The organism is Pseudomonas sp. USHLN015 (genome assembly GCF_037153275.1).
GTDB lineage: Bacteria > Pseudomonadota > Gammaproteobacteria > Pseudomonadales > Pseudomonadaceae > Metapseudomonas > Metapseudomonas tohonis.
In genome coordinates, this window is the sequence record NZ_JBBCKP010000004.1 from 186822 (window position 1) to 213130 (window position 26309).

Here is a 26309-nt window from a genome sequence, read left to right on the forward strand (position 1 = left end):
CATCCCCGTGCCCACCGGTAGCATCGGCCCATTGTTTCGGGAGCCTGCGATGCGAACCAGACTGGATGCCTGCCTCAACGCCGTGAACCAGGTCGTGCTGGGCAAGGAGCCCCAGGTGCGCCTGGCGCTGACCTGCCTGCTGGCCCGCGGTCACCTGTTGATCGAAGACCTGCCCGGCATGGGCAAGACCACCCTCAGCCATGCCTTGGCACGGGTGCTGGGGCTGAGCTTCCAGCGCATCCAGTTCACCTCCGACCTGTTGCCCGGCGACATCCTCGGCACGTCGGTGTTCGACAAGGACACCGGCCAGTTCGTCTTCCACCCCGGCCCGGTGTTCGCCGAGCTGGTGCTGGCCGACGAGATCAACCGTGCCACCCCCAAGAGCCAGAGTGCGCTGCTCGAAGCCATGGAGGAGGGGCAGGTGACCATCGAGGGGGCGACCCGGCCGCTGCCCGAGCCCTTCTTCGTCATCGCCACGCAGAACCCGGTGAGCCAGGGCGGCACCTTCGCCCTGCCGGAGTCGCAGCTGGACCGCTTCCTCATGCGCCTGTCGCTGGGCTACCCGGCCCGCGCGGCGGAGAAGGCGTTGCTGCTGGGCGAGGCGCGGCGGGAGATCCTGCCGCGCCTGGACCCGGTGCTGGATCACGCCGAACTGGCCCTCATCCAGGCCGAGGTGCCGAAGATCCGCGTCAGCGACGCCCTGGTGGACTATGTGCTGCGCCTGGTGGAGGCGACCCGTTCCCACACCCGGTTCGCCTGGGGCCTGTCGCCACGGGCCAGCCTTGCGTTGCTGGCCGCCGCCCGTGCCTGGGCGCTGCTGGCGGGGCGCGACTACGCGATCCCGGAAGACGTGCAGGCCGTGCTGCCCTCGGTGGTCGGCCACCGCCTGCGTGAACAGGCCGACCCGGCCGGCCACGGTGGCGGCGCCCTGGTGCAGTGGCTGCTGCGCGAAGTCCCGGCGCTCTGATGCTGAAGCAGCGCGTGCGGCCGCGCTGGAACCGCTGGCTGGCGAAGCGGATCCCGCCTGCGGCCGAGGTGCGCCTCAACCAGCGGCGCATCTTCATCATCCCCACGCGCACCGGGCTGGCCTTCGGCATCGCCCTGGTGCTGATGCTGCTGGCGGCGATCAACTACCAGAACAGCCTGGCCTACGGCCTGACCTTCCTGCTGCTCTCGGTGTTCATCCTGACCATCCTCCACACCTTCCGGAACCTCGCCGGCATGACCCTGCGCGCGGCCGGCGCCCCGGCGGTGTTCGTCGGCGAGCGTGCGCGCTTCCGGGTGCGCCTGGAGAGCGAGCGCCAGCCGCACCAGGCCATCGCTCTGGGCTGGCCACCGGCCGAGCTACAGGCGCAGGACGTGCCCGCCGCCGGTTCCTGCGACTGCGAGGTCGACCTGCCGGCCGAGCGCCGAGGCTGGCTGCGGCCCGGGCGCCTGCGGGTGGAAAGCCGTTTCCCCCTCGGCCTGCTGGTGGCCTGGAGCTGGGTGGACCTCGACCAGGCGGCGCTGGTCTATCCGCGCCCGTTGCCCGGCGACCTGCCGATGGGCGCCGGTGGCCGCCGGGATGATGAAGAGGACGGCGTGCGCGTGCTCGGTCGCGGCGCCGACGATTACCAGGGGCTCAAGCCCTACCAGCCCGGCGACTCGCGGCGGCGCCTGCACTGGAAGGCCTATTCCCGGGGCCAGGGCCTGTTCGTCAAGGATTTCGCCGCCCTCGCCGGGGCCGACCTGTGGCTCGACCTGGACGGCCTGGAGGGCGAGCTGGAAAGCCGCCTCTCGCTGCTCTGCCACTGGGTGCTGACCTTCACCGAGCGCGGCCAGCCCTTCGGCCTGCGCCTGGGCGGCGAGGAATTGCGCCCGGCCACCGGTGAACCTCACCGCGACGCCTGCCTGCGTGCGCTGGCCCTCTACGGGGTGGCGCGATGAGCACGGTGCAGCCGATCCCGCGCATCGCCCTGACCTGGTTGCTGGTGGCCCAGGTGCTGGTGATCCTGCCGCACCTTTTCCACCTGCCGCCCTGGATCATCGGCCTGTGGCTGGTCTGCGCCGGCTGGCGGATACAGGTGTTCCGCATGCGCGCCCGCTACCCCAGCGGCCTGGCCAAGATGCTGATGATGCTCGGTGCCGGCGCGGGGGTGCTGCTGTCCCGGGGCAGCCTGATCGGCCTGGATGCCGGCGTGGTGCTGCTGGTGGCGGCCTTCATTCTCAAGCTGGTGGAGATGCGGACGCGGCGCGATGCGCTGGTGCTGGTCTTCCTCGGCTTCTTCACCGTGGTGACGGCGTACCTCTTCGACGACGGTATGCTTGCCGCCCTCTACAGCCTGCTGCCGGTGACCGCGTTGCTGGCCTCGTTGATCGGCCTGCAGCAGAGCGCCTTCGCCGCCCGCCCACTGGCCACCCTGCGCCTGGCGGCGACGCTGCTGGCCCAGGCGCTGCCGCTGATGCTGCTTTTGTTCCTGTTCTTCCCGCGCATGGGGCCGCTGTGGTCCCTGCCGTTGCCCAGCGACAAGGGCGTCACCGGGCTGTCCGACAGCATGGCGCCCGCCGATATCGCCGAGCTCAGCCAGTCCGCCGAGCTGGCCTTCCGCGCCAGCTTCGAGGGCGCGCCGCCGCCGCGCCGCGAGTTGTACTGGCGTGCGCTGACCCTGGAGCGTTTCGACGGCCGTCGCTGGTCGCAATCGGAGGCCAGCCAGTTCAACTCCCCCGCGCAGTGGGAAAAGCGCGGCGAACCGCTGAGCTACAGCGTGGTCATGCAGCCCAGCGAGCGGTCCTGGTTGTTCACCCTGGACGTGGGCGAGACCAGCCTCGAAGGTACCCGGCAGATGATCGACTACCACCTGCAACGGCGGCTCCCGGTGGACCGCTCGCTGTTGTACCGGGTGACCTCCTGGCCCGAGGCGGTGCGTGACCCGCAGCTCGACGAGCGCGTGCGCCGGCGCACCCTGCAGTTGCCGGAACAGGGGGACCCGCGCAGCCGCGCCTGGGCCGCCGAGCTCAAGGCGCGACACCCGGCGACGGAGGACCTGGTGCAGGCGCTGCTGCGGCATTTCAATCGCGAGCCCTTCGTCTACACGCTGAAGCCGCCGCCGGGCGGGGCGAACAGCGTCGACGAATTCCTCTTCGACAGCCGCCGCGGCTTCTGTGCCCACTACGCCGGCGCCATGACCTTCGTGCTGCGTTCCGCCGGCGTGCCCGCGCGGATCGTGGCCGGCTACCAGGGCGGCGAGATCAACCCGGCGGGCAACTACGTGGCGGTGCGCCAGTTCGATGCCCACGCCTGGGTCGAGTACTGGACCCCGGAGAAGGGCTGGAGCAGCGTCGACCCGACCTTCCAGGTCGCGCCCAACCGCATCGAACAGGGGCTGGAGGAGGCAGTGGCAGGGGAGCAGAGCTTCCTCGAGAACTCGCCCTTCTCGCCGCTGCGCTATCGCCAGGTGAGCTGGGTGAACCAGTTGCGCCTGGCCTGGGACCAGCTCAACTACGGTTGGCAGCGCTGGGTCCTGGGCTACCAGGGCGAGGTGCAGATGCAGGTGCTGCAGCGCTGGTTCGGAGCCCTCGACGGTCGTACCTTCGCGCTCTTGCTGGTGGGCGGTGGTGGCGTGCTGCTGGGCCTGGTGGCGCTGTTCATGTTCAAGCCCTGGCGCCGCGAGCGCGACCCGCAGCTGCGCCTGTTCCAGGGATTCGAGCGTGCGCTCGGCCGCCAGGGCGTGCGGCGGGGCAAGGGCGAGGGCCCGCGTGACTATGCCGCGCGCGCGGCGCGGGCGCTGCCGGCACAGGCCGGGCCGATCGAGGAATTCGCGCGCCGTTACGAGGCTCTGCGCTATGCTGGCGAGCCTTTGCCACCGGCAGAGCTCGCGCAGGCGCTGAAGGCCTTGCGCAGGGCGCTGCCCTGGCGCCTTACCCGCGTGGAGCGCTGATCGGACGCGCGCCCGCCTGCCCGGATGACCCTTCCATGCCTGCCATGCTCGACGACCTGATCGCCCAGGTGCTGACCCTCGAAATCAAGCTGCTGTCCTGCCGTGAGCGCCTCGAAGCCGGAACCGATGGCGAGGCCCTGCACGACCTGCGCATCAACACCCGGCGCCTGCGCAGCCTGCTGCGCCCCCTGCGGGACCTTCCGGCCGCCCAGGTGCTGAACGAGGCGGCGCGCGAGGTCGGGGCACTGAGTACGCCGCTGCGTGACCTGGAAGTGCTGATCGTCGAACTGGAAAGCCAGGGGCTCGCCCCTCTGGCCGAGCCGCGCCGCAAGCGGTTGCGCGAAGGCCATGCCGCATTGCTGGCGAACCCGGCCCTGGTGCAGTTGTTCCGCGTGCTGGATGCCTGGCCGCAATTGCTGCGCATCTCCCATCGCGAGGGGTTGTTGGTGAAGCCGCGCAAGACCGTGCGCAAGCACCTGGCGCGGGACTGGAAGCGCCTGGAGCGGGCGCTGGCCGACCCGGATCACGACCGCCATCGCCTGCGCCTGCTGATCAAGCGCGTGCGCTACGGTGGCGATGCCTACCCGCAGTTGGTGGAGGCTTCCGCCAAGGCCCAGCACCTGCTCAAGGGCGCGCAGGCCGCCCTCGGCAAATGGCATGACCGTCTGCAATGGCTGCTCATCGCAGAGCAGGAGCCCGACCTCGCTCCTCGGTTGAAGGCCTGGCGCGTAGCCATGCACGCAGCCGAGGTGCGTTCGGATCGGGTGCTGGACAAGCTGCAGGCGAGCCTGGGCTGATCTTTTTCCCGTGGGTCGGGTGCAGTCCGGCGAACCCCATGCGCCGAACCTTCCTGGCACTGCCTTTCGGCGGGCTCTTCATTGATGGGATTCGCTTCGCTCTTCCCATCCTACGGGCTGTTCTCGCAGGTGACCCCTGCTTGGGTCGAGAGCGGGATCAAGGCGTTTCGCGGGCAGAGCTCGCTCCTACGGGGAGGGAGTCGCGGCCATCAGCGCGCCTGATGCCCTGGCATTTTTCCCCTCCCCGTTGTCGCTACCCGCTTGAAGGTCGGCTTTCTAGCGCCTGGGCAATCCCCTAACATCCCTCCACTTTCGAATTCAGCGGGTGAGTGGACCATGAAGTTTTCCCAATTGATCCAGGCCGTTCGCAGCAATCCCGACGAAGTCGTGGTGCCCAGCGCATGGGCCCAGGGCCGGGCCAGTTTCGGCGGCCTGGTGGCCGCGCTGGCCTATGAGGCGATGAGCACCAAGGTGAGTGAAGGGCGCCCGGTGCGGTCGCTGGCGATCACCTTCGTCGGCCCGCTGGAGGCCGAGGTGCCGGCGAGCTTCGAGGCGGAGGTGCTGCGCGAGGGGCGGGCGGTGAGCCAGATGTTCTGCCGCGCGGTGCAGAACGGCCAGACGGTGGCGGTGGTGCAAGGCAGTTTTGGTGCCTCGCGTGAGTCGGCCATCGATGTACAGGCCGATCCGGCACCGGTGATCAAGCCGGCGGAGGAGTGCCAGGAACTGCCCTTCCTGCGTGGCGTGACCCCCGATTTCACCCGTTTCCTGGCCATGCGCTGGGGCATCGGCAGCATGCCGTTCACCAACAATCCGGCCCGCGAGATGGGCGGCTGGGTGCGTTTCCGGGGCGAGGTCGAGGACGAGCCCGCCGGAATCGCCCACCTGCTGGCACTGGTGGACGCCTGGCCGCCGGCGGTGCTGCCGCACCTGCGCAGCCCGGCACCGGGCAGCTCGCTGACCTGGACCATCGAGTTCGTGCAGCCCCTACCGGCCGTAGGCACCCTGGAGTGGTGCCTGTACCGCGCCGAGATCGACCACGCCCGCGATGGCTACGGTCATGTCTCGGCACGCCTGTGGTCGCCCTCCGGCGAGCTGGTGGCGCTGAGCCGGCAGACGGTCACGGTCTTCGGCTGAGGCGTCAGAGGGACGCGACCTCCACCCGGTTGCGTCCGGCCTGCTTGGCGGCATAGAGCGCCGCATCGGCGCGGCCGAGTAGGGATTCCAGCGTTTCTCCCGAGCGCATCTCGGCGATCCCCAGGCTGAGCGTCAGGCGCAGGACATCACCCCCGACGAGGTCCACGCGCAGGGCCTCGACCCCGGCACGCAGACGCTCGGCAACCAGCGCAGCCTTGCCGTCCCCGGTCTCCGGCAGGATGGCCGCGAACTCCTCGCCACCCAGGCGCCCGAGGACATCGACGCCACGCAGGCAGTCACGCATCACCCGTGCGACGGCGCGCAGGGCTTCGTCGCCGATGGCGTGGCCATGGCCGTCGTTGACCGACTTGAAGTGGTCGATGTCCATCATCAGCACCGAGCACGGATGGCCGAAGCGTTCAGCCTGGCGCAGCATGTCCTCGGCGCGCTGCATGAAGGCGCGGCGGTTGTCTAGGCCGGTGAGGCCGTCGGTGGTGGCCAGGGTCAGCAGCTCGTGCTCCATGCGCTTGCGCAGGCTGATGTCGTAGCTCCAGACCAGATGCGCAGGCTCGCCCTCGAGCTCGACGATTCGACCGAACACCACGCCCCAGTAAGGTGTGGTCTTGCCCAGCAGCGCTTCCCAGTCATCGATCTGGCGGCGCTCTTCCAGTGCGGCGCGAAAGCGATGGGCTTCGGACTCGGCGGCGAACAGCCGGTCCAGGGAGAACTGCGAGCCACGTTGCAGGCCCTGGCGGGCGATCAGTCGCTGGTTGACGAAATGCACACGGCCCGATTCCGCGCCGATCAGGGCGACGTCGCTGGGGCTGGCTTCGAGGATGTGCTTGAGCAGTTCGCGGCCTTCGCTGAGGGCGAGGGTGCGCGCCTCGACGCGGCTTTCCAGGGTATGGGCGAGCTCGCCCAGGCTCTCGCTCAGCCGACGGGCCTCACGGAAGCTGTAGATCAGGTGGGCCACCAGCAGGGCGCCACCCACCAGCAACCCAAGCAAGGCCCAGGCGAGCTTGCTGAAATAGTCGTAAAGACGCTGGCGCTCTTCATCAAGCTCGTTGGCCAGGGAAATGTTGGCGGCCACCATCACCTCGTGCATGGCGCGTTGCAATGGCGGCAGCTCACGGAGGATCTCGGCGCTGGTGGCGCGGGCGGAGGCCTGGTCGTTCCAGTCGACACGTTCCAGCCAGCGCTGGCTGAGTTCGGAGACGCGTTGCAGTGTGCGGGTGGTTTCCGGGCGCGCGGCGGGCAGGAAGTCGAACAGGCGATGGCCTTCGACCGGACGCGACAGGCTGCGCAGCACGCCGAGGCGGACCACCAGTTGCGTGGCGCCGCTGTGGCCCTGTTCGATGTGCTGCGCTTCCTCCAACAGGCGGTCCATGCCGTTGCGGATCTGATAGACCTGCCACAGCTCGCCATGGGAGCCGGGTCGGCCGAGCTGCCGTGCCTCGTTGACCACCAGCCACAGCGAGCCCCCGGCGGTGATCGCCATGACCAGCATGAGAACCAGGAGGACCGCCATCACCAGCCGCTTGCGCGGCAGGGAAATACTGTCGGCAAAACTGTCGGGCATGGTCGCTACTCGATGTAGATATCGCTCAGTTGCCAGATGGCACGGTTGTAGTACTTCTGCACGCGCAGTTCGGCGTGTGTATCGAAGGGGTACATGAGGAAAAGCGGCCCATAGGCTTCCACTGCCATGGGCTGGCCGTCGCGGGAATAGGCGATCACCGGCTGGTAGCGCTCGATGTCGCTGGCGGGGATCACCACCGAGTAGTCGTTGAGTGCCCGCAGGTGCAGCTCGGTGGGATGCCGCGCACCTGGTGCCCGCTCGAGGAGACGGCTCAGGGGCACGCCGTGCCAGTCGGAGACCCGATCGTCACTGGGGCCGCGGGCGCGCAGGGTGACGCCGGGCATGGCCTGGAGGTCGCGCAGGGTGAACACCTGGGGACCGGCACCGGGCAGGTGGAGGCGCAGGGCGGGAATATCCAGGGGGTAGGCGGACTGCTCCCCCCGGGCGAGGGCGCTCAGGGTGACTGCCAGGAAAATGGTGCCAAATATCTGTCGCTTTGACGGCATGCGACGACCCTCATACAGCGTGGTGCCAGCATATCGTCATTCCTTTGGCGAGCTTGAGTATTTTCCGACGAAAGTAATGGCTCTTTGGTGGCAGAGATATCAGTGGCGGTTCCGCCAGTTGCGCCACCAGGCGCCGCTGAAGAGGAAGCGCGGGAAGGTGACGAACTGTTCGGTGAGCAGGCGGCCAACGGCATCCCTGCGATCGGCGAACGGCTCCGGTTCCTCGGCTTCGAGGCGGTGTCCGTGGGATTGCAGGCCGAGGGAGGCGGCCAGTCCGATGAGGCCGAGGGCGATGTTCAGGACGCTCAGGGTGAACAGCCCGTCGAGCAAGACCAGGGTGGCGACGATGAACAGCGGCACGGCCAGCAGGTGCAGCACCAGGTTGGTGGGGTTGCGGTGGTTCCTGGCGTAGGTCTTCCACTGCCAGGCGCGGAGGTTGGGATGACGTTTGCCCATGGTGCGGATTCCTCTGAGGATTGCGGGCAAGTCTAGGCCGGCCCTGGAGGGGCCGGCGAATGGGTTGTGTCTATGGGCGGGATAGCCAGTTCAGAGCTTGAGCTGGCGGATGGCGCGAGAGAGTTCGCTGGCGAGGCTGGCCAGTTCGGCGCTGGTGGAGGCGGAGCCTAGGGTCTGGCTGACGGTGAGTTCGGTGACGTCGCGGATGCCGACCACGGCGCGGGTCATCTCCTCGGCGACCTGGCTCTGCTGTTCCGCTGCCACGGCGATCTGCGTGTTGCTCTGGCGCATCTGCGCCACGGCGCCGGTGATGGCGGCCAGCGCTTCGCCGGCTTCGTGGGCCTGTTGCACGCAGCTGTCGGCCTTGAACGAGCTTTCCTGCATGAACTCCACGGCGTCGCGGGTGCCGGACTGCAGGGCGAGGATCATGCTGGTGATCTCGTCGGTGGAGTCCTGTACGCGCTTGGCCAGGTTGCGCACCTCATCCGCCACCACGGCGAAGCCACGGCCCATCTCGCCGGCGCGGGCGGCCTCGATGGCGGCATTGAGGGCGAGGAGGTTGGTCTGCTCGGCGATGCCATGAATGACGCTGACCACGCTGCTGATCTTCTGGCTGTCCTCGGCCAGCTTCTCGATCATCTCGGCGGTCTGCTGCACGCCGCTGGAGAGCCCGGCGATGGACTCGCCCACGCGGCTGACAACGCTCTGGCCGGCTCCGGCGAGCTGGTCGGCGGTCTGCGACTGGTCGCGGGTGTCGGCGGCGTGCTGGGCGATGTGATGCACGGTGGCGGACATCTCGTTGATGGCGGTGGCGGCCTGGTCGGTCTCGCTCTGCTGGCCGAGCATGCCCTGGCGCACCTCGCCCATGCTCGACGCCAGTCGCGCGGCGCCCTCGTCGAGGCGCTCGGTGACCTGGGCAACGGTGCCCACCACGCGCTGGAAGCCCGCCTGCATGGCGTTGAATGCACTGGCCATCTGGCCCACCTCGTCACGGCTGTCCAGCGGTACGCGGGCGGACAGGTCGCCGCTCTTCTCCACGTGCAGCATCACGTCCTTGAGGGTGTTGAGGTGGCTGAGGAGGAAGCGGATCAGCAACTGCGAGGACGCCAGCAGCGCCATCATCAGCAGGAAAACGGTGACCGCGTAGTTGAACATGCGCGAGGTGAACACCTCGGCGAAGCTCGGCGCATGGGCGAGCACGGCGATGCGCTGGCCGTCGGCGGCGTCCTGCACCTGGGCGCCGACCACCGGATCGCTGCCGAACAGGGCGTCGTGGTCCAGGTCGACCCAACCGGTGGCACGGGTCAGCGCGCTGGTGTCGACCCCCTGTAGCTGCGGGGCGCTGCCGGCCGCGAAGCGCACGATCTCCTTGCTGGCAGGCAGTGCCTGCCCGGCGGGCCAGGCGCGCAGCAGTGCGGCCTGCGCCACGGCCGCATCGCGGGCAGCCTCGACGCGGGCATCGCGCTCGAGGCTGATGGCGTGCAGCACCAGCAGCAGCGTGGTGACGAAGGCGACGGCGTTGACCGCCCAGAACTTGTACTTCAGGGAAAGATCGCGCATCCAGTTACCCATGTTCTGTTCTTTTTTCTCTAAGGCTTGGCAAGGTGCCAGCATTGTTTCGCAGCACTGTGACGTGATCGTTGATCCGTATCAATCGGCCTCTTTACCGGAACAGGTTAGGCGATGTTCGGCAGACCGAAAAACGCGCGTGCGCAGGCGGTGGTGTGCTGGGCCAGGTGCTCGGGCGTTTCGCCCCGGTGGCGGGCGACTTCGTGGAGCACCTCGGGCAGGAACGCCGGCTCGTTGCGACCGCTCTTCGGCTTCGGTCGCAGGCTGCGGGGCAGCAGGTAGGGAGCGTCGCTTTCCAGCATCAGCCGGCCCGAGGGGATTTCACGTACCAGCGGGTGCAGGTGGGTGCCCCGGCGTTCGTCGCAGATCCAGCCGGTGATGCCGATGTGCAGGTCGAGATCGAGGTAGGCGAAGAGGGCGCGCTTCTCGCCGGTGAAGCAGTGCACCACGGCGGCCGGCAGGCGATCGCGGAATTGCCGCAGGATGGCCAGCAGGCGCTCGTCGGCGTCGCGTTCGTGGAGGAATACCGGCAGGCTCAGTTCGACGGCCAGGGCCAGTTGTTCCTCCAGGGCCTTCTCCTGCTGCGGGCGCGGGGAGAAGTCGCGATTGAAGTCCAGGCCGCATTCGCCCACGGCGCGTACTTCCGGTTCGGCCAGCAGTGCCCGCAGGTGGCGGGCGCTGTCGGCATTCCACTGGCTGGCTTCGTGGGGGTGCAGGCCGGCCGTGCTGAACAGGCGGCCGCCTTCGGGGTCGAGCTGGCGAACCAGGGCCAGTGCTTCTTCGGCATCGGCCACGTTGGTGCCGGTGAGTACCAGTTGCGCCACGCCTGCGGCGAAGGCGCGTTCGAGCAGTGCTTCACGCTCTGCCGCAAAGCTTGAATGGGTCAGATTGACGCCAATGTCGATGAGTTGCATGGTGCTACCTCGAACGTGAGCGGAGCAGCATAGCAAAGCTCGATTCATTAAAGAAAATTCAATAAATACAGTTAGTTATGGTTGTTTGTTGAAGTTGTTACAGCGTTTTGGCTGGTGTCGACGGCCGAGCTGTGACACTCTCCGCGCCCCTCGCACCGCCCGGAACTCCGTCCGGGGGCTGCGTTCTCAGACGGTCGGCTCGCTTCCTGCGGCCTGATCCCGGAGATTCGATGACCCGAACGCTGCTGCTTCTGTTGTGCCTGCTCGCCCTGTCGCCGTTCCCGGCTGCAGCGCGCCTGGCCGGCCCGCCGGAAGCCTGGCAGCAGCCGAGCGAGGCGCGTGACCTGGCGCAGATCCGCCGCAGTGGCGTGCTACGGGTGTTGGTCAACCAGAGCCGCAACAGCTCCGGCGAGGTCAAGGGCGAAGCCATCGGCATCGAATACCACCGCATCCGCGCCTTCGAGCAGTACCTCAACCGCAACGCCCGCGACGGCCGCGAGCTGGACGTGAAGATCATCCCCAGGGCCAAGGACCAGCTGCTCGCCGCCCTTCAGCGCGGCGAGGGTGATCTGGTGGCCCCCGGCGAGCTGGTGGACCCGCGCAGCGGCGGCGAAGTCAGCGCCAGCGCGCCCATTCGCCGCCATGTGCCGCTGCTGCTGGTCAGCCGCAGTGGCGATCGCCGCTACCAGCGCCTGGAGCAGCTTTCCGGCCGCAGCATCGCGTTGCCGGCCGGCAGCGCGGCGGCCGAGGCGCTGCGCCGGGTCAACCAGCAACTGGCGCAACGCAAGCTGGCGCCGATCGTCATCGAATGGGTCGATCCGACCCTGGCGGTGGAGGATGTGCTGGAGATGGTCCAGGCCGGCATCTTCCCGCTGACCGCTGTCGAGCAGCCCATCGCCGAGCGTTGGGCCAAGGTCATGCCCAAGCTGCGTATCGAGAAGCACCTGGTGCTGGACAACCAGCGCGACATGACCTGGTTCGTCCGCCGCGACGCGCCGATGCTGCGCGCCAGCATCGATCGCTTCCTGGCCGGCTACAACGCGCCCTCGGACCAGGACGCAACCTTCCAGCGTGTGTACCGCCGCCTGTACAAGGTGCACAGCCCCCTGGCCCGGGCCGATCGGCAGCGCCTGGAGAAGGTGCGCCCGGTGCTGCAGCGCTTCGCCGACCAGCATGCCTTCGACTGGCTGAACCTGGCCGCCGTGGCCTTCAAGGAATCCAGCCTCAACCCGGCCGCCCGTGGCGCCAGCGGTGCCACCGGGCTGATGCAGATCACCCCCGGCGCGGCGCGCACCGTCGGGGTTGGCAACATCCATGCGCTGGAGAACAACGTGCAGGCCTCGGCCAAGTACCTGGCCATGCTGCGCAAGGGCTTCTTCAACAGTTCGCAGCTCAATGAGCGCGAGCGCATGGCCTTCACCCTGGCCGCCTACAACGTGGGACCGCAACGGGTGCAGAGCCTGCGTGCGGAGGCGCGGCGCCGCGGGCTCAATCCCAACCAGTGGTTCTTCCAGGTCGAGCGTATCGCCGCCGAGCAACTGGGCATGGGCGTGGTGAGCTATGTCAGCGCGGTGAACAAGTACTACCTGGCCTATGACCGGGAGCGTTATCTGCTGGAACCGCAGAGGAAAGTCGCAAGCAGGGGCAAATAATCGATTTTATCGATTTCAATGCTGCGTTTTTTGCGGTTTTCATATCGAAAAAATCAACTAAGATTGCTCTCGTCTGAACCAACACCTCCTCACTCGAAAGGAAACGCGACATGAGCAATCCGATCAAACGCCTTCTCTCCACCAACGCCGGCATCGGCATCACCCTGCTGCGCGTGGTGACCGGCCTGACCTTCGCCGCCCACGGCTCGCAGAAACTCTTCGGTCTCTTCGGCGGCTACGGCCTGGAAGGCACCGGCCAGTGGATGGAAAGCATCGGCCTGGCGCCCGGCTACCTGCTGGCCCTGATGGCGGGCAGCGCCGAGTTCTTCGGTGGCCTGGCCCTGGTGATCGGCCTGCTGGTACGTCCCGCCGCCGCGTCGCTGATCGTCGCCATGGTGGTCGCCATCTTCAGCGTGCACTGGGCCAGCGGGTTCTTCATCACCAACGGTGGTTACGAGTACGCGCTGATCCTCGCCCTGATCTCCGGCACCTTGCTGATCGAAGGCGCGGGCCGCTTCTCGCTGGACCGCAGGTTCAGCCAGTAACCACTGCGAACCCGAAGAAGGCCCGCCATGTGCGGGCCTTCTGCGTTTCAGGGCTGCTGCGCGCGCGCTGCGGCCAGTTCGAGCGCGGCGTCCAGGCGTTGGCGCTCGTGCTCGTCGAACTTCTCTTCGGCCAGGCGCTGGATCGCGGCACGGCGATCGCCATCGCTGAGCCCGGGGTTGGACTCGATGCGCGCTTTCTCCGCCTGGAAGGCGCCGATCCGCTGCTTCCAGCCCTGGCGACGCTGGTCCAGGGCCTCCAGGCGCTCGGTGGCTTCAGCACCTACCAACTGCTGGCGCAGGCGGCGGATCTCGGTGGGCGTGGCGCCTTGTGCCTGCAATTGGGCGGTCTGGGTGCGGAGTTCGGCCTGCAGCTGCGGCAGCACACTGTCCTGCAGGGCCTCGGGCAGGCCCTGGCGCAGGCGGTCGACGGCGGCAGCCTTGGCGGCATCGTCGAGGGTGGCGTCATGGGCGATGGCCAGGCGCTCCAGGGTGAAGCGGTTGTAGGTTTCCTCGCCGGCGAAGAACACCTGGTGCACCTCGGTGCTGAACAGGCGGGCGCGCAGGGCGCTCACCGCGGCTTCGCGCTGGCGCATGGCGTCCAGGTCGGCCATCTGTGGCAGGTCCTTCTCCAACTGCACCAGCTGCCGCTTGTAGTCCAGGTACTGTTCCAGCAGCGCCAGGGCCTGGCCTTCGGCCGGCTCCTGCAGCTGGGCGGTGATGTAGCCGCGCAGGCGCTGGATGGAGATGCCGATGGGCTCCTCGCCGATGGCGCTGAGGAAGTAATCGAAGATGCGGCGGATGTCCTCGGTGATCAGCAGGTTACCCGCTGCGTCCAGCTGGAAGTGGCCGTCGACCTGGGTGCCGGCGAAGGAGGCGGGCAGGGCGGGCAGCTGCGCCGGCAGGGCGGGCGCGGCGCTGGGGCCTGGTGTCGGGTCGTCGGCTGCGGAGGCATTAACGAGCGGCTGTCGGGGGCTGTCGGGAGCCTGCAGCGCCGGGCTGTCGGCGGCGGATTGCAGGTAGAGGATCGCGGCCAGGCAGCCGGCGAAGACCAGGGGCAGGGACAGCAGGAATCTCTTCACGGTGGCCTCTTGTCAGGGGGCGGGGCCCGCAGGCCCCGCCGGGGCGGCTTACAGGCCGTCGTTCTTCAGGCGGTTGGCATGCTGGCGGTAGACGGTCACCGGGTCGGTCTCGAACAGGCTGGTGAGGCCGAAGGTCTGGTTGACCTCGTCGAGGTGGTTCATCCGGTAGTTGTCACGCACCACCTTGCCCAGGTGGGAGCTGCAGCGGCCGACCAGACCGTCGGTTGCTTCGCCCTTGAAGGTGAGGGAGGTGGCGCCGAGCAGTGCATCGCTGACGTCGAGCACATTGGTCAGCGGGCTGGTGCCGCTCCAGGAGTAGTAGCGCACGCCGTTGACCTGGTAGGCGCCCTCGCCGCAGGCGCTGGTGGGGATGCCCTGGGGGAACTTGGCGTTGAACCGGGCCGCGCCCTGGCTGTTGAGCGACTCCAGCGAGCCGAGGCCGTTCTGCGGCAGGGTGCTCCTGCTGCCGGAGAGGAAGTTGATCAGCGAGCCGAGGCCGTTGACGATGCCGGCGACGATCGTCTCGCCTGCCGAGCCGGGCGGGATCTGCCGCAGGAAGTCGGCGGTGGCCGAACCCTTGTGCGGGCCGCCGACGCTGGTGGCGGAGGCGACCAGGTCCGGACGCACGCCGGCGACATAGCGGATGGTCGGGCCGCCGTGGCTGTGGCCGATCAGGTTGACCTTGGGTTTGCCGCTGATGGCGACGATTTCCTCGACCTGTTCCAGCAGCTCCTCGCCACGGGCTTCGGAGGTGTTCAACTGGCTCACTTCGGTCACGTAGACCGAGGCGCCGTCACGGCGCAGGGCCGAGGGGATGCCGTACCAGTAGTCGACGCCGAGGATGCTGTCGAAGCCGAGCATGCCGTGGGCGAGGACCACGGGGTACTTGGTCTGCGTGTAGCCGGTGGCGGCAAGGGCTTCGCCGGAGGCGGCGAGACCGACTCCAAGGGCGAGGGCGAGCAGGATCTTGTTGTTGTTCATTGGTTGCTCTCGGTGATGGTGGAACAGGCAGTGGGTGCCTCCCTGCGAAGCCGCCGCGCCCATCCTGGGCGCGTACATCAGCGGATGGGCTGGGGCAGGAACCATGCCAGGGCCGGGATTCGCACGAAATGGCGTCTGCGCCGCAGGTTTCACCGTTGTTTACAGCCGTTCACCGAATGTTCGCGGGCGTTTCCCTGTTACTGAGTGAAACGCTCGTTTGAGTCCCGAGGCAGCAGTGGCCAGTGCGCGAGGGCGCGGTAGTGCGCGCCGGACGCGGTGTTTTCCGAGGCGAAGAGGGTGAACTGGTTCACAGGCCAATCGAAGGTTGGGGCTGCTGTGGCCGGCAGGTGGGTGCAGTGGCGCGCGAGCGTGAGGTGTGGGTGGAAGGGCCTTCGCTCCAGCGCGAAGCCTGCGCCCCGCAATCTGTCCTGGAGGCTGGCGGCGAGGCTCATCAGGGCTTGCGGCGGATGTGCGGGGGCGAGGTGCAACAGGCCGTTCTGCCAGCAACGGAGCTGGTCGAGACGCAGTTCGAAGGCTTCGCCGACGAGGCTCGCGGCGAGGTTTTCGAGTTCGCCGACGCAGCCTCGTGGCTGCTCGCCGAGGAAGGCGAGGGTCAGGTGCAGGTTGTGCCTCGCCACGGCTTTGCCACCGCAGGAGGCGGCTTCGCGCCACAGGGCTATGCTCGTTGCCAGCGGCTCGCTGCAAGGCAGGGCGAAGAACAGGCGCAAGGGAGGTGTGGACATGGTCGCGGAGGCTCCAGGACGACGTCTTGGTCGTATTGACAGTATTGCGGGCGCTTCTCTAGGATGCCGCCCCATGCGCCGATTTAAGACAGCTACTTGCGGGGCGCGGAGGTGGAGTCCATCTCGAAATACCGCTAAAGCGCTGGTTCGGTGTCGCCTCTCACCGCTGCCCAGCGGGATCAACGAGGCGGAGACATGACACCATGACCTGTCCCCAACCGCTCATTCGCCTGGCGCCCATCACTTCGGGCCCGGTATTGCGCAACCCCAGGGTTCTTCTCAGCGGCCCCCACCAGCCGACCATGCTGCGTTATCTCGACGGCTGGCCGAAGCGCTGGGCCGGCCCGCGCAACCTGCTCATCCAGTTCGCCGTCGATGCCGGGTCCTTGCAGCGCTATGCCGCCGACAGCTTCGACATGGCCGTGGTGCAGGCGCCCGCCCGGGAAGACGTTGCGCTGATGGTCCGCGAACTGGTGCGGGTCTCGCGCCAGGGCCTGATCACCCTGCGCTGAGGCGCATCAGGGGTATTCGATCTCCACCACGTACCAGCTCTTCTCGCCGGTCGGCGTGTGCACCAGCACTTCGGCGTCCAGCGTCTTGCCCACCAGGGCGCGGGCCAGCGGCGAGTCGATGCTGATGTGGTTCTGCTTCAGGTCGAGCTCGTCCGGGCCGACGATGCGGTAGCGCGATTGCTCGCCGTCGTCGTCCTCGAGGGTCACCCAGGCGCCGAAGTAGACCTTGTTCGGGTCGGACGGGCGTTCGCTCACCACCTTGAGGCTTTCCAGGCGCTTGGTGAGGAAGCGCACGCGGCTGTCGATCTCCCGCAGCATCTTCTTGCCGTAGGTGTATTCGGCGTTCTCGGAGCGATCGCCCTGGGCGGCGGCCTCGCTCACCGACTGGGTGACCTTGGGTCGCTTCACGTGCCACAGCTCGTGCAGTTCGGCGCGCAGGCGGGCCTCGCCTTCGGGGGTGATCAGTGGGGTACCGGCGGTACGTGGGGGGCGATAGCGACTCATGTTCGGGGCAGCGGCTCTGTGCGCGACGGAAGGGGCCGGAGTCTAGCAAGAGCCCGGCCCGCCTTGTACAGGCGGGCCGGGCGATCAGGCTTCGCGCAGCACCTGCAGCGGGCTGGCGTTGAGCGCGCGGCGGGTGCCGATCACCCCGGCGCCACCCACGAGCAGCGCTCCCAGGGGCGGCAACAGCAGCAACCAGGGATGCGGGTGCCATTGCAGGTCGAAGGCCAGGGTGTAGAGCAGGGCGCTGACCAGCTCGCAGCCCAGGGCGGCGAGCAGGCCGGCAGCGGCGCCGAGCAGGGCGAACTCGGCGCGGCGAGCCCGCTGCAGCAGGCTGCGCTCGGCGCCCAGGGCCCGCAGCAGCGCGCCTTGGCGGATGCGTTCGTCGAGGGTCGATTGCAGGCCGGCGAAGAGCACGGCGAGGCCGGCGGCGAGCACGAACAGCAGGACGAATTCCACCGCCACCGTGACCTGGGCGAGGATGCTGCGCAGCTGCGCGAGGATGGCTTCCACTTCCAGCAGGGTCACCGCCGGGAAGGCACGGGCCAGCTCCACCAGCTCACGGTCATGCTGCGGCGGCAGGTAGAAGCTGGTGAGGTAGGTGGCGGGCAGGTCGGCGAGGGAGCCGGGGGCGAAGATCATGAAGAAGTTTGGCTGGAAGTTGTCCCAGTCGACTTCGCGCAGGCTGGTGATGCGCACGTCACGGCTGATGCCACCGACGCTGAAGCTCAGGCGGTCGCCCAGCTGCAGGCCGAGGTTGCCGGCGAGCTTGGCCTCCACCGAGACGCCGGGCAGGTCGCCGGCCGGCACCTGGTCCCACCATTGCCCGGCCACCAGGCGATTGCCACTGGGCAGGTCGGCGGCCCAGGTGAGGCTGAGGTCGCGCTGCAGGGCACGTTCGCCCTGGGATTCCTTGCTCGCATGCTCCTTCGCCGGCTCGCCGTTGATGGCGGTGAGGCGGCCGGGCACCACGGGGAACAGGGGGGCCGGGTGGGGCGAGAGCTGGGCGAGGCGTTCGGCGAAGGCGTCCTTCTCGCCGGGCAGGACATTGAGCACGAAGTAGTTCGGTGCGTCGGCGGGCAACTGGTCCTGCCAGGTGTCGAGCAGTTCGCCACGCAGCAGCGCGATCAGCGCCATCGCCAGGAGGATCAGGCCGAAGGCCAGCGATTGCCCGGCGGCGGCCAATGGGTGGCGCAGCAGCTGCCCGAGGCCGAGACGCCAGGGCAGGGCGGCACGGGCCAGCAGGCGTCGCAGGCCATTGAGGCCCAGGAGCATCAGGCCGCCAAGGATCAGGGTGGCGAGCAGGCCGCCGCCGAGCAGGGCGAGGGTGAGCTTCAGGTCCAGGCTCAGGCGCCACATGATCAGCCCGAGGGCGAGCAGGGCGGCGCCGTACACCAGCCAGGAGCTGGGTGGCACGGGCAGGAGGTCGCGACGCAGCACTCGCAGCGGCGGCACGCGGCCGAGGGCGGCCAGCGGCGGCAGGGCAAAGCCGGCGAGGGCGACGAGGCCGGTGGCGATGCCGGCGAGTGCGGGCAGTACGCCGCCGGATGGCACTTCCGCCGGCAGCAGTTCGCGTAGCAGGTGGAACAGGCCGAGCTGGGCGAGCCAGCCGATCAGTGCGCCGAGGAAGGCGGCGGCGATGCCGAGCAGGCCCAGCTGCAGGGTATAGAGAAGCAGCGCTTCGCGACGCGACAGGCCCAGGCAGCGCAGCAGGGCGCTGGCGTCGAAGCGGCGTGCAGCGAAGCGGGCCGCCGACAGGGCCACGGCGACACCGGCCAGCAGCACGGCGGCGAGGCTGGCGAGGTTGAGGTAGCGCTCGGCGCGGCTGAGGGCGCCGCCGACCTGGCGGTTGCCGTCGCGCGCATCCTCGATGCGCTGGTTGGCAGCCAGGGTGGGTTCCAGGGTGTCGCGGTAGCTCTTCAGCGCTTCCGCCGGGCCGCTCCACAGTTCCCGGTAGCGCACCCGGCTGCCGGGCTGTACCACGCCGGTGGCGTCGAGGTCGGCGAGGTTCATCAGCAGGCGGGGGGTGAGGCTGTAGAAGTCCCCGGCACGATCGGGCTCGTAGGTGAGCACCCGGGTCAGGCGCAGGGTCTTCTGGCCGACGTCGACCGTGTCGCCAGGACGGATGTCCAGGGCGGTGAACAGGCGCGCCTCGGCCCAGGCTTCGCCAGGTGCGGGGCCGGCACCGGGCTCTTCGGGCGCATAGGGGGCCGGTGCGCTCCTCAATTCGCCGCGCAGCGGGTAGGGCTCGTCCACCGCCTTGACGCTGGCGAGCTGGATGCCGACGTCACCGGCGATCACGCTGGAGAATTCGACGGCACGGGCATGACGCAGGCCCAAGCGCTCGCCGGGTTCGATCTGCTCCGGCAGCGCGGGGGAGGAGCCGCCGAGCAGCAGGTCGGCGCCGAGGAATTCGGTGGCCCGCAGGAGCATGGCGCCGTTCAGCCGGGCACCGAAATAGCCGATGGCGCTGCTGGCGGCCACGGCGACCACCAGGGCGAAGAACAGCACGCGCAGCTCACCCGCGCGGGCATCCCGGAGCAGCTGCCGGGCCGCCATGCCCAGCAGGCGCGTGAGCGGCAGGCGCATCAGGGTTCCACCTGGTCGACCAGGCGCCCGGACTCGAGGCGGATCAGTCGGCGGCAGCGATGGGCGAGGCGCTCGTCGTGGGTGACCAGGACCAGGGTGGTGCCGCGCTCCTGGTTGAGCTGGAACAGCAGGTCGCTGATGCGCTCGCCGGTGTGGCTGTCGAGGTTGCCGGTGGGTTCGTCGGCGAACAGGACGTCGGGTTCGGCGGCGAAGGCGCGGGCGATTGCGACGCGCTGCTGCTCACCCCCAGAGAGCTGGCGCGGGTAGTGCCCCAGGCGCTGGCCGAGGCCGACACGATCGAGCAGGTGGCGGGCGCGGTCGCGGGCATCCGCGCGGCCTTCGAGCTCCAGCGGCAGCATGACGTTCTCCAGGGCATTGAGGCTGTCGAGCAACTGGAATGACTGGAAGACGAAGCCGACATGCTCGGCGCGCACGCGGGCACGCTGGTCCTCGTCGAGGCGGGCGAGGGCGTGGCCCGCCAGGTTGATGTCGCCGGAGCTGGGCAGGTCGAGCCCGGCGAGCAGGCCGAGGAGGGTGGATTTGCCCGACCCGGAGCTGCCGACGATGGCCAGGCTGTCGCCTTGGGCCAGGTCCAGGTCCAGGTCGTGGAGGATGGTCAACTCGCCTTCCGCGCTGGGAACCACTTTGCTAAGGTTCCGCGCATTGAGAATGCTTGCGCTCATGGAGAATCCGATGCGTGCTTGGTTGTTGGGCAGCTGCCTGGCGTTGATGGTGATGGCCCAGGAGGCAGCGGCGGGGACCGTGCTGGTCGTCGGGGATAGTATCAGCGCCGCTTTGGGGCTGGAAACCAGCCAGGGCTGGGTCTCCCTGCTGCAGAAACGCCTGGATGAGGAGGGTTTCAAGCACCGCGTGGTGAACGCGTCCATCAGTGGCGACACCAGTGCCGGCGGTGCTTCCCGGCTGCCCGCGCTGCTCGGCGAACACAAGCCGGAGCTGGTGATAATCGAGCTCGGTGGCAACGATGGCCTGCGTGGCCAACCCCCCGCACAATTGCAACATAATCTTGCCGGTATGGTGGAGCGGTCGCAGCAGGCAGGAGCCAAGGTGCTGCTGCTGGGCATGCGCCTGCCGCCCAATTATGGCAAGCGCTATACCGACGCCTTCGCCCGGGTCTACCAGGACCTGGCGGCCTCCCGGCAGGTGCCGCTGGTGCCGTTCTTCCTCGAAGGGGTGGGGGGCGTCGAGGGGATGATGCAGGCCGATGGCATCCATCCGGCGGCGGGTGCCCAGGGCAAGTTGCTGGATAACGTCTGGCCGAGCCTGAAACCGTTGCTCTGAGCCCTGTCGGGAGGCTTTTCCAGGCCAGGCCTTTCGGCTAATGTTGCGCACCCGTTCTGGAGTCCTTCATGCCGCGCCCCGCCTGGTCCCTGCATGCCTACAAGCTGATCGAGCCCGATGAGCAGCTCGACCTGTTCGCCTGTCGTGAGGTGCGCCTGCACCTGGTCGCGCGCCAGCTCGAACTGGGTGGTCATGCGGACAGGACTCTCTGCGGCGGCCTGCTGCCGGCGAAGCCGCGCTGGTGCGAGCTGGAAAGGCCGCAACTGCAGGACCGGAGGTTGTGCCCGGCCTGCCGTGCCGAGCTGAACGCCCAGCGCGACGGCCAGCGGCCCGAATGGTCCGACGGCTGAGCCCTCCCGGCGCGTTGCGTGCCGGTGTACAATCCCGAGTCTTTTAATCAGCCACTTTTGCCAAGGATTACCGGATGTTGTCGCGCGTTCCCGCCGTCGCCCGTTCCCTGTCTCTGGCCGCGTTCGCGCTGGCCGGTCACGCCGCAGCACTGGAGCTGCCCCTGCCGCCCCCGGGCGAGGATATCGTCGGCCAGGTCCAGGTGATCAAGGCCAAGTACGAAGACACCTTCGCCGACATCGGCGTGGCCAATGACCTGGGCTACCTGGAGATGGTCGCGGCCAACCCGGGCGTCGATCCCTGGCTGCCGGGCACCGGCACCGAGATCCTCCTGCCGACCCGTTTCATCCTGCCGCCGGGCCCGCGCGAGGGCATCGTGATCAACCTGGCCGAGTACCGCATGTACTACTTCCCGAAAGGGGAGAACGTGGTGCACACCTTCCCGCTGGGCATCGGTCGCGAGGGCTGGGGCTCTCCGATCAATACCACCAAGATCACCGCCAAGACGCCCAACCCGGCCTGGTATCCGCCCAAGTCCATCCGTGAAGAGCACGCCGCCGACGGTGACCCGCTGCCCACCGTGGTGCCGCCGGGCCCGGATAACCCGCTGGGGCCGTTCAAGTTCACCCTGGGCCTGCCCGGTTACCTGATCCACGGTTCCAACAAGAAGTTCGGTATCGGCATGCGTGTCAGCCATGGCTGCTTCCGCATGCTCAACAACAACGTGCTGGAGCTGGCGAAGATGGCGCCGGTCGGCACCCCGGTGCGGATCATCAACGAGCCCTACAAGTTCGGCGTGAGCGGCGGCAAGGTCTACATCGAGGCGCACACCCCGCTGAACGACCATGGTGATCCGTCGGTGGTGGACAAGCACACCGCGGTGATCAACGCGCTCCTCAAGCGTGAGGACCTGGTCAACAGCATCCGCCTGGACTGGGAAGTGGTGCGTGAAGTCGTGGCGGCCGAGGATGGCCTGCCGGTGGAGATCGCCGAGCCTTCCGCTGCTGTTGCCAACAGCGAGCCTGCACCTGCCCCGAGCTTCTGATCGCATTTCGCCGAGAGCCCGCCTTCCCTCGGATGGCGGGCTTTTTCATGCCCATGGAAATGTGCCGGGGCGGAGTCGCGGGCATAAAAAAACCGACCCAGTGAACTGGGTCGGTTTCGAGTAAAAGCCTTGTGGGCTATTACTTGCGGCTGGCTTTTTCCAGCATACGCAGAGCGCGCTCGTTAGCCTCGTCAGCGGTTTGCTGGGCTTTCTGAGCGGCGGCCAGAGCTTCGTCAGCCTTGCGGTAGGCTTCATCGGCACGGGCTTGAGCGCGAGCGGCTGCATCTTCAGTTGCAGTCAGACGGGCTTCGGTTTCTTTGGAGACGCTGCTGCAACCGGTGGCCAGAACTGCTGCCAGAGCCAGAGCAGAGAATTTCAGAACGTTGTTCATCGTGTTCCCCTTAAGGTGGACATTTCCATAAAAGCAATTCCCCGAGCTTGGGAAATTAGCCGGCGTACATACTACCCATAACTTGTAGTAAGTAAACTGACACGGTGCAAGGAGGCAGGTTTTTTTTCACCTGATCCTCTATTCCCTCGCGCAAGTCCTGGTGAATCTGTGCAAAAAGCATCCAGTTGGATAGTCCTTGAGCAGGCGAAGTTCAAAGTTTAGCCGCCGGTGGGGAAAGTGCCCTGGCGACCCCGGCCCGGTTGGTCGAGCGGAAGTAGTCGGTAAGTGATTGGAGGAGGTCGCTTTTGCATCTTCGCCCGCTTGCGGGATGTAAAGCCCACAACTTCCCAATCGTTACAGTGAACTGGTTCTTCATATTGTAGGAAATGCCGTGGATGGCCTTCAGGCGCACTGATAAGCTGCGCCGATTTCCTCCCGCATTCCAGGACATCAAGGACGGCGTAATGGCAAGACTACTTAAGTGGGTGGTGCTCGCAGCGCTCGCGCTCGCGTTAATCATCAAACTCTCCCTGTACCTCTCGGTCAGGTCGATCATGAATGATGCGATCCAGCAGCTTTCGCCGATCATGGACATCAGCTACGGCGGGATCACGTCCTCCTTCGACGGCCGTGTCGGCCTCGAGAACCTCAAGATCCGCGTCCCTGCGCTGAGCGACAGCGTGCAGGTCGCCCATGCCGAGCTGAAGTTCAATGGTCTGCGCGAGCTGCTCAGTTTCAAGGAGCGCCTGGACGAGGGCAAATTCCCGAAACAGATGGCCATGCGCCTGAAGGGCGTGATGCTGGAAGTGCACGGCCCCTTCATGCAGCAGCTTTACGATGCGCCGACCGAACGCAGCATCTTCACCGCGATGAGCGAAGTGGCGTGTGGCAAGGTCAGCCACATCGGTACCAACGAACTGCTCGACATGGGCTATCGCACCTTCGAGACGGACGCCGAGTTCTCCTACCTGTTCGAGCCGGGCGCGCAGAAGCTCACGTTCAATCTCACTTCCGATACCCGTGACATGGGCGAGACGCGCGTCAGCATGGCGCTGTCGAACATGTCCGAGAAGCCGGGTGATTTGCGCGTCAACCCGCCGCGCCTGTCGAGCGTCGTCTTCGAACTCAACGACAACCAGTATCAACGCAAGGTGCAGGAGTACTGCGCCGGTAAACTCGGGCAGTCGACGGACGTCTACCTGAAGACGGCGGTGGAGCAACTCGACCGCGTGCTGCGCTCGCAGAAGATCGCCCTCGACCAGCCGCTGCTGGATGCCTATTCGCGCTACCTGAAGGACCCGCAGTCGCTGCGCGTCGAGCTGACACCGACCGAGGGCATGAGTTGGGACGGCCTGCAGTTCTTCGAGCCCAAGGATGTCGTCGGCATGCTGCGCCCAGCGCTGCTGGTCAACCAGCAACCGGTGCAGCCGATCGCCTTCGCCTGGGTCGACCCGGACAAGCGCGCCGAAATGGGCGTGAACGAGAAGGTCTCGGTGGCAGCGGAAAAAGCCGACGATGCCGGTGCCTCGCCGCAGTACGAGTTCGTCAACGTATCCAGCCTGCAGGACTACGCGGGCAAGCGCTTGCAGTTCATCACCTTCGATGGCGCCTATTACCAGGGTGTATTACATAAGGTGGAGAACGGTAAGGCTTTCCTGAGTGTCCAATTTGGCTCCGGCTCCGCCGAAATGTTTCTTCGGCTGGAAAAGATAGATAAGGTACGGGTGTTGTTCTAAAACCCCCTGAGGAGTTGCGATGAGCGAGGCGCTGTCCATCCACCATGACCAGGCAGGTCATCAGTTCGAGACCACCGTGGACGGTCATCGTGCATACCTTGCCTACATGGACCTGGGCAAACAGACATTGGACATCTATCGCACCTTCGTGCCGAACGCGCTGCGTGGCCGGGGCATCGCCGCGGCGCTGACCGAGCGCGCACTGGGTTTCGCCGAAGACCAGGGCTATACGGTGATTCCCTCCTGCTCCTACGTGGAGCGCTACATCGAACGCCGCCAGCGCCACGCCAAAGGCTGAGCTGGAACCGAAACGAAAACGCCGGGCAGATGCCCGGCGTTTTTCGTTGTGCGGTCGATCAGCCGCGCTGGCGCTTGGGCAGTACGTCCTTGAGCTTGGCGTGCATGCTGCGCAGGGTCTTCTCGGTGGTTTCCCAGTCGATGCAGGCGTCGGTGATGGAGACGCCGTACTTGAGCTGGTCCAGGTCCTTGGGAATGGACTGGCTGCCCCAGCCGAGGTGGCTCTCGACCATCAGGCCGACGATGGAGCCGTTGCCTTCGAGGATCTGGTTGGCGACGTTGTCCATTACCAGCGGCTGCAGGGCCGGGTCCTTGTTGGAGTTGGCGTGGCTGCAGTCGACCATGATGTTCGGCTTGATGCCGGCCTTGGTCAGTTCCTGCTCACAAATGGCAACGCTCACCGAGTCGTAGTTGGGCTTGCCGTTGCCGCCGCGCAGCACGACGTGGCCATAGGCGTTGCCCTTGGTGGTGACGATGGAAACGCCGCCTTCCTGGTTGATGCCGAGGAAACGGTGCGGGCTGGACACCGACTGCAGCGCGTTGATCGCCACGGTCAGGCTGCCGTCGGTGCCGTTCTTGAAACCGACTGCCGAGGACAGGCCGGAAGCCATCTCGCGGTGGGTCTGGGATTCGGTGGTGCGGGCGCCGATGGCGGACCAGCTGATCAGGTCCTGCAGGTACTGCGGGGAGATCGGGTCAAGCGCCTCGGTGGCGGTGGGCAGGCCTTTTTCGGCCAGGTCGCGCAGCAGCTGGCGACCGATATGCAGACCGTCCTGGATCTTGAAGGAGTCGTCCAGGTACGGGTCGTTGATCAGGCCTTTCCAGCCGACGGTGGTGCGCGGCTTCTCGAAGTACACGCGCATGACCAGGAACAGGGTATCGGACACTTCGGCAGCCAGGCCCTTGAGGCGATCGGCGTACTCGTGGGCGGCCTTGATGTCGTGGATCGAGCAGGGGCCGACCACCACGAACAGGCGATGATCCTTGCCATCGAGGATGTTGCGTACCACTTCACGGCCGTTGGCCACGGTGCGCAGGGCAGCGTCGGTGAGCGGAATCTCGCGTTTCAGTTGCTCCGGCGTGATCAGGGTCTCGTTGGAGGCAACGTTGAGGTCGTCGATCGGTAAATCAGCCATCGTGCTAGTCATCAGGTCAGTCGTCAGGTCACAGGTGCGGGCCGCCAGCCATCCCGGAGCTGCGGGGCACGGCATTTGAGTGCGCGTCGGGGACGCGGAACCTTAACGCGTTACACGCTGGCTCGACAATGGCACCAAGGGGGCAAATAGGCGGAAAATGCTCAGTTCAGGCTGGCTGCGGAGAACTCGGCGGCGTGACGGGCGATCCATTCCTGCGCGATGCGCTCGATCGGCAGTTCCTCGCCGGCTTCGAGCTCGCGCTGCTTGCGGTAGACCTCGATCTGGCAGACCTGCTCGACCATGCGGGCGCGGAAAAGCGTTTCCTCATCGGTGAAGCAGATGCCCACCAGGTAGTCGTCGGGCTGCTTGCGGCACCAGGCGACGATGCCGGCGTAGCGTGCCTCGTCACCGAGCAGGGGGATGCGCAGCTCGATCGCGGTGCCCTTGCGAAAGCCTCGGATCGAGTTGCAGGCAACGCCGCCGAGACTGATATTGTGCAGCCGCTGTCGCGGCAGGAAGCTGTGCTTGCGCAGTACCAGCTCTACAGGCATATCGCTGGGGTGACGCAGGAATCGACGCATTT

The 26309-nt window shown here is 67.2% G+C and carries 27 protein-coding genes; 13 read left to right on the forward strand and 14 right to left on the reverse strand.

The genetic code is table 11. From position 1 onward, the window contains the following. Nucleotides 1–49 precede the first annotated feature (49 nt). The 5 genes from WFQ67_RS09775 (at nt 50) to WFQ67_RS09795 (ending at nt 5848) form a co-directional block, all read left to right on the forward strand. Nucleotides 50–967: an AAA family ATPase gene (locus WFQ67_RS09775; RefSeq protein ID WP_337056699.1), complete on the forward strand. Its 918-nt coding sequence runs from the start codon at nt 50–52 to the stop codon at nt 965–967. Further along, nucleotides 967–1926 carry a DUF58 domain-containing protein gene (locus tag WFQ67_RS09780; protein ID WP_442969582.1) on the forward strand — a complete coding sequence of 320 codons (960 nt, stop codon included), beginning with the start codon at nt 967–969 and terminating at the stop codon, nt 1924–1926. The genes WFQ67_RS09775 and WFQ67_RS09780 overlap by 1 nt, the downstream gene beginning before the upstream one ends. Then, nucleotides 1923–3917 (forward strand): transglutaminase TgpA family protein, encoded by a 1995-nt coding sequence (locus WFQ67_RS09785; RefSeq protein WP_337056700.1) that lies wholly within the window; start codon nt 1923–1925, stop codon nt 3915–3917. Before WFQ67_RS09780 ends, WFQ67_RS09785 begins: the two co-directional genes overlap by 4 nt. Nucleotides 3918–3952: 35 nt before the next feature. Further along, nucleotides 3953–4714, forward strand: coding sequence for a CHAD domain-containing protein (locus WFQ67_RS09790; protein ID WP_337056701.1), 762 nt, complete (start codon nt 3953–3955; stop codon nt 4712–4714). 336 nt (nt 4715–5050) lie between these two features. Further along, the gene (locus tag WFQ67_RS09795; RefSeq protein WP_213628992.1) at nt 5051–5848 is read left to right on the forward strand and encodes an acyl-CoA thioesterase; all 798 of its coding nucleotides are present in this window, start codon (nt 5051–5053) and stop codon (nt 5846–5848) included. A gap of 4 nt (nt 5849–5852) precedes the next feature. Here WFQ67_RS09795 and WFQ67_RS09800 read toward each other — a convergent pair whose 3' ends face one another. The 5 genes from WFQ67_RS09800 to WFQ67_RS09820 form a co-directional block, all read right to left on the reverse strand. Continuing rightward, nucleotides 5853–7427, reverse strand: coding sequence for a GGDEF domain-containing protein (locus WFQ67_RS09800; protein WP_337056702.1), 1575 nt, complete (start codon nt 7425–7427; stop codon nt 5853–5855). 5 nt (nt 7428–7432) lie between these two features. Next, entirely contained in the window at nt 7433–7933 is a 501-nt protein-coding gene (locus WFQ67_RS09805) for an oxidoreductase (RefSeq protein WP_337056703.1), read from the reverse strand. A 99-nt stretch (nt 7934–8032) separates the two neighbouring features. Further along, entirely contained in the window at nt 8033–8389 is a 357-nt protein-coding gene (locus WFQ67_RS09810; RefSeq protein WP_213628995.1) for an Mpo1-like protein, read from the reverse strand. 90 nt (nt 8390–8479) lie between these two features. After that, nucleotides 8480–9961: a methyl-accepting chemotaxis protein gene (locus WFQ67_RS09815; RefSeq protein ID WP_213628996.1), complete on the reverse strand. Its 1482-nt coding sequence runs from the start codon at nt 9959–9961 to the stop codon at nt 8480–8482. 104 nt (nt 9962–10065) lie between these two features. Beyond that, a complete protein-coding gene (locus tag WFQ67_RS09820; protein WP_337056704.1) occupies nt 10066–10872 on the reverse strand; it encodes a TatD family hydrolase in 807 nt (268 codons plus the stop codon). A 230-nt stretch (nt 10873–11102) separates the two neighbouring features. Between WFQ67_RS09820 and WFQ67_RS09825 the strand changes: the two genes are divergently transcribed. Then, nucleotides 11103–12524: a transglycosylase SLT domain-containing protein gene (locus tag WFQ67_RS09825; protein WP_213628998.1), complete on the forward strand. Its 1422-nt coding sequence runs from the start codon at nt 11103–11105 to the stop codon at nt 12522–12524. Nucleotides 12525–12634: 110 nt separating this feature from the next. After that, on the forward strand, nt 12635–13069 hold the full coding sequence (locus WFQ67_RS09830) for a DoxX family protein (RefSeq protein ID WP_173173957.1): 435 nt from the start codon (nt 12635–12637) through the stop codon (nt 13067–13069). A 47-nt stretch (nt 13070–13116) separates the two neighbouring features. On the opposite strand, the gene WFQ67_RS09835 is transcribed toward WFQ67_RS09830, so the two are convergent. The 3 genes from WFQ67_RS09835 to thpR form a co-directional block, all read right to left on the reverse strand. Continuing rightward, nucleotides 13117–14148, reverse strand: a complete 1032-nt coding sequence (locus tag WFQ67_RS09835; RefSeq protein WP_337056705.1) for a lipase secretion chaperone — start codon at nt 14146–14148, stop codon at nt 13117–13119. Between the two features lie 48 nt (nt 14149–14196). Beyond that, nucleotides 14197–15129, reverse strand: coding sequence for a triacylglycerol lipase (locus WFQ67_RS09840; protein WP_173173961.1), 933 nt, complete (start codon nt 15127–15129; stop codon nt 14197–14199). Nucleotides 15130–15326: 197 nt separating this feature from the next. Beyond that, entirely contained in the window at nt 15327–15872 is a 546-nt protein-coding gene (gene thpR / locus WFQ67_RS09845; protein WP_213629001.1) for an RNA 2',3'-cyclic phosphodiesterase, read from the reverse strand. A gap of 203 nt (nt 15873–16075) precedes the next feature. On the opposite strand from thpR, the gene WFQ67_RS09850 reads away from it, so the two are divergent. Continuing rightward, nucleotides 16076–16384, forward strand: a complete 309-nt coding sequence (locus WFQ67_RS09850; RefSeq protein ID WP_111261412.1) for a class I SAM-dependent methyltransferase — start codon at nt 16076–16078, stop codon at nt 16382–16384. 6 nt (nt 16385–16390) lie between these two features. Here the strand turns inward: WFQ67_RS09850 and greB are convergent, their stop codons facing one another. The 3 genes from greB to WFQ67_RS09865 form a co-directional block, all read right to left on the reverse strand. Then, on the reverse strand, nt 16391–16888 hold the full coding sequence (gene greB, locus WFQ67_RS09855) for a transcription elongation factor GreB (RefSeq protein ID WP_337056707.1): 498 nt from the start codon (nt 16886–16888) through the stop codon (nt 16391–16393). Between the two features lie 84 nt (nt 16889–16972). Next, the gene (locus WFQ67_RS09860) at nt 16973–19477 is read right to left on the reverse strand and encodes an ABC transporter permease (RefSeq protein ID WP_337056886.1); all 2505 of its coding nucleotides are present in this window, start codon (nt 19475–19477) and stop codon (nt 16973–16975) included. Continuing rightward, nucleotides 19474–20157 carry an ABC transporter ATP-binding protein gene (locus WFQ67_RS09865; RefSeq protein WP_213629002.1) on the reverse strand — a complete coding sequence of 228 codons (684 nt, stop codon included), beginning with the start codon at nt 20155–20157 and terminating at the stop codon, nt 19474–19476. The genes WFQ67_RS09860 and WFQ67_RS09865 overlap by 4 nt, the downstream gene beginning before the upstream one ends. Nucleotides 20158–20167: 10 nt before the next feature. Between WFQ67_RS09865 and WFQ67_RS09870 the strand changes: the two genes are divergently transcribed. The 3 genes from WFQ67_RS09870 (at nt 20168) to WFQ67_RS09880 (ending at nt 22166) form a co-directional block, all read left to right on the forward strand. After that, nucleotides 20168–20773, forward strand: a complete 606-nt coding sequence (locus tag WFQ67_RS09870) for an arylesterase (RefSeq protein WP_337056708.1) — start codon at nt 20168–20170, stop codon at nt 20771–20773. 68 nt (nt 20774–20841) lie between these two features. Then, nucleotides 20842–21123, forward strand: a complete 282-nt coding sequence (locus WFQ67_RS09875; RefSeq protein WP_173173968.1) for a hypothetical protein — start codon at nt 20842–20844, stop codon at nt 21121–21123. A gap of 74 nt (nt 21124–21197) precedes the next feature. Beyond that, on the forward strand, nt 21198–22166 hold the full coding sequence (locus tag WFQ67_RS09880) for a L,D-transpeptidase family protein (protein ID WP_337056709.1): 969 nt from the start codon (nt 21198–21200) through the stop codon (nt 22164–22166). 139 nt (nt 22167–22305) lie between these two features. Here the strand turns inward: WFQ67_RS09880 and oprI are convergent, their stop codons facing one another. Next, nucleotides 22306–22557, reverse strand: a complete 252-nt coding sequence (gene oprI / locus WFQ67_RS09885) for an outer membrane lipoprotei OprI (RefSeq protein ID WP_003448337.1) — start codon at nt 22555–22557, stop codon at nt 22306–22308. Between the two features lie 464 nt (nt 22558–23021). Between oprI and WFQ67_RS09890 the strand changes: the two genes are divergently transcribed. Beyond that, nucleotides 23022–24293, forward strand: a complete 1272-nt coding sequence (locus WFQ67_RS09890; protein ID WP_173174054.1) for a hypothetical protein — start codon at nt 23022–23024, stop codon at nt 24291–24293. A 19-nt stretch (nt 24294–24312) separates the two neighbouring features. After that, a complete protein-coding gene (locus WFQ67_RS09895) occupies nt 24313–24591 on the forward strand; it encodes a GNAT family N-acetyltransferase (RefSeq protein WP_337056711.1) in 279 nt (92 codons plus the stop codon). 58 nt (nt 24592–24649) lie between these two features. On the opposite strand, the gene WFQ67_RS09900 is transcribed toward WFQ67_RS09895, so the two are convergent. Together WFQ67_RS09900 and WFQ67_RS09905 are read right to left on the reverse strand one after the other, a co-directional pair. Continuing rightward, nucleotides 24650–25726, reverse strand: a complete 1077-nt coding sequence (locus WFQ67_RS09900) for a 3-deoxy-7-phosphoheptulonate synthase (protein ID WP_111261420.1) — start codon at nt 25724–25726, stop codon at nt 24650–24652. Between the two features lie 161 nt (nt 25727–25887). Next, on the reverse strand, nt 25888–26307 hold the full coding sequence (locus WFQ67_RS09905; RefSeq protein ID WP_111261421.1) for a PilZ domain-containing protein: 420 nt from the start codon (nt 26305–26307) through the stop codon (nt 25888–25890). Nucleotides 26308–26309 lie beyond the last annotated feature (2 nt).

What these genes read in the sequence shown, in the direction of transcription:
- WFQ67_RS09780 (WP_442969582.1), top strand. Translation starts at nt 967, where the DNA reads ATGCTGAAGCAGCGCGTGCGGCCGCGCTGGAACCGCTGGCTGGCGAAG.
- WFQ67_RS09795 (WP_213628992.1), top strand. Translation starts at nt 5,051, where the DNA reads ATGAAGTTTTCCCAATTGATCCAGGCCGTTCGCAGCAATCCCGACGAA.
- WFQ67_RS09865 (WP_213629002.1), bottom strand. Translation starts at nt 20,157, where the DNA reads ATGAGCGCAAGCATTCTCAATGCGCGGAACCTTAGCAAAGTGGTTCCC.
- WFQ67_RS09775 (WP_337056699.1), top strand. Translation starts at nt 50, where the DNA reads ATGCGAACCAGACTGGATGCCTGCCTCAACGCCGTGAACCAGGTCGTG.
- WFQ67_RS09810 (WP_213628995.1), bottom strand. Translation starts at nt 8,389, where the DNA reads ATGGGCAAACGTCATCCCAACCTCCGCGCCTGGCAGTGGAAGACCTAC.
- WFQ67_RS09800 (WP_337056702.1), bottom strand. Translation starts at nt 7,427, where the DNA reads ATGCCCGACAGTTTTGCCGACAGTATTTCCCTGCCGCGCAAGCGGCTG.
- WFQ67_RS09820 (WP_337056704.1), bottom strand. Translation starts at nt 10,872, where the DNA reads ATGCAACTCATCGACATTGGCGTCAATCTGACCCATTCAAGCTTTGCG.
- WFQ67_RS09815 (WP_213628996.1), bottom strand. Translation starts at nt 9,961, where the DNA reads ATGGGTAACTGGATGCGCGATCTTTCCCTGAAGTACAAGTTCTGGGCG.
- thpR (WP_213629001.1), bottom strand. Translation starts at nt 15,872, where the DNA reads ATGTCCACACCTCCCTTGCGCCTGTTCTTCGCCCTGCCTTGCAGCGAG.
- WFQ67_RS09840 (WP_173173961.1), bottom strand. Translation starts at nt 15,129, where the DNA reads ATGAACAACAACAAGATCCTGCTCGCCCTCGCCCTTGGAGTCGGTCTC.
- WFQ67_RS09790 (WP_337056701.1), top strand. Translation starts at nt 3,953, where the DNA reads ATGCCTGCCATGCTCGACGACCTGATCGCCCAGGTGCTGACCCTCGAA.
- greB (WP_337056707.1), bottom strand. Translation starts at nt 16,888, where the DNA reads ATGAGTCGCTATCGCCCCCCACGTACCGCCGGTACCCCACTGATCACC.
- oprI (WP_003448337.1), bottom strand. Translation starts at nt 22,557, where the DNA reads ATGAACAACGTTCTGAAATTCTCTGCTCTGGCTCTGGCAGCAGTTCTG.
- WFQ67_RS09850 (WP_111261412.1), top strand. Translation starts at nt 16,076, where the DNA reads ATGACCTGTCCCCAACCGCTCATTCGCCTGGCGCCCATCACTTCGGGC.
- WFQ67_RS09870 (WP_337056708.1), top strand. Translation starts at nt 20,168, where the DNA reads ATGCGTGCTTGGTTGTTGGGCAGCTGCCTGGCGTTGATGGTGATGGCC.
- WFQ67_RS09900 (WP_111261420.1), bottom strand. Translation starts at nt 25,726, where the DNA reads ATGGCTGATTTACCGATCGACGACCTCAACGTTGCCTCCAACGAGACC.
- WFQ67_RS09825 (WP_213628998.1), top strand. Translation starts at nt 11,103, where the DNA reads ATGACCCGAACGCTGCTGCTTCTGTTGTGCCTGCTCGCCCTGTCGCCG.
- WFQ67_RS09880 (WP_337056709.1), top strand. Translation starts at nt 21,198, where the DNA reads ATGTTGTCGCGCGTTCCCGCCGTCGCCCGTTCCCTGTCTCTGGCCGCG.
- WFQ67_RS09875 (WP_173173968.1), top strand. Translation starts at nt 20,842, where the DNA reads ATGCCGCGCCCCGCCTGGTCCCTGCATGCCTACAAGCTGATCGAGCCC.
- WFQ67_RS09895 (WP_337056711.1), top strand. Translation starts at nt 24,313, where the DNA reads ATGAGCGAGGCGCTGTCCATCCACCATGACCAGGCAGGTCATCAGTTC.
- WFQ67_RS09805 (WP_337056703.1), bottom strand. Translation starts at nt 7,933, where the DNA reads ATGCCGTCAAAGCGACAGATATTTGGCACCATTTTCCTGGCAGTCACC.
- WFQ67_RS09830 (WP_173173957.1), top strand. Translation starts at nt 12,635, where the DNA reads ATGAGCAATCCGATCAAACGCCTTCTCTCCACCAACGCCGGCATCGGC.
- WFQ67_RS09890 (WP_173174054.1), top strand. Translation starts at nt 23,022, where the DNA reads ATGGCAAGACTACTTAAGTGGGTGGTGCTCGCAGCGCTCGCGCTCGCG.
- WFQ67_RS09905 (WP_111261421.1), bottom strand. Translation starts at nt 26,307, where the DNA reads ATGCGTCGATTCCTGCGTCACCCCAGCGATATGCCTGTAGAGCTGGTA.
- WFQ67_RS09785 (WP_337056700.1), top strand. Translation starts at nt 1,923, where the DNA reads ATGAGCACGGTGCAGCCGATCCCGCGCATCGCCCTGACCTGGTTGCTG.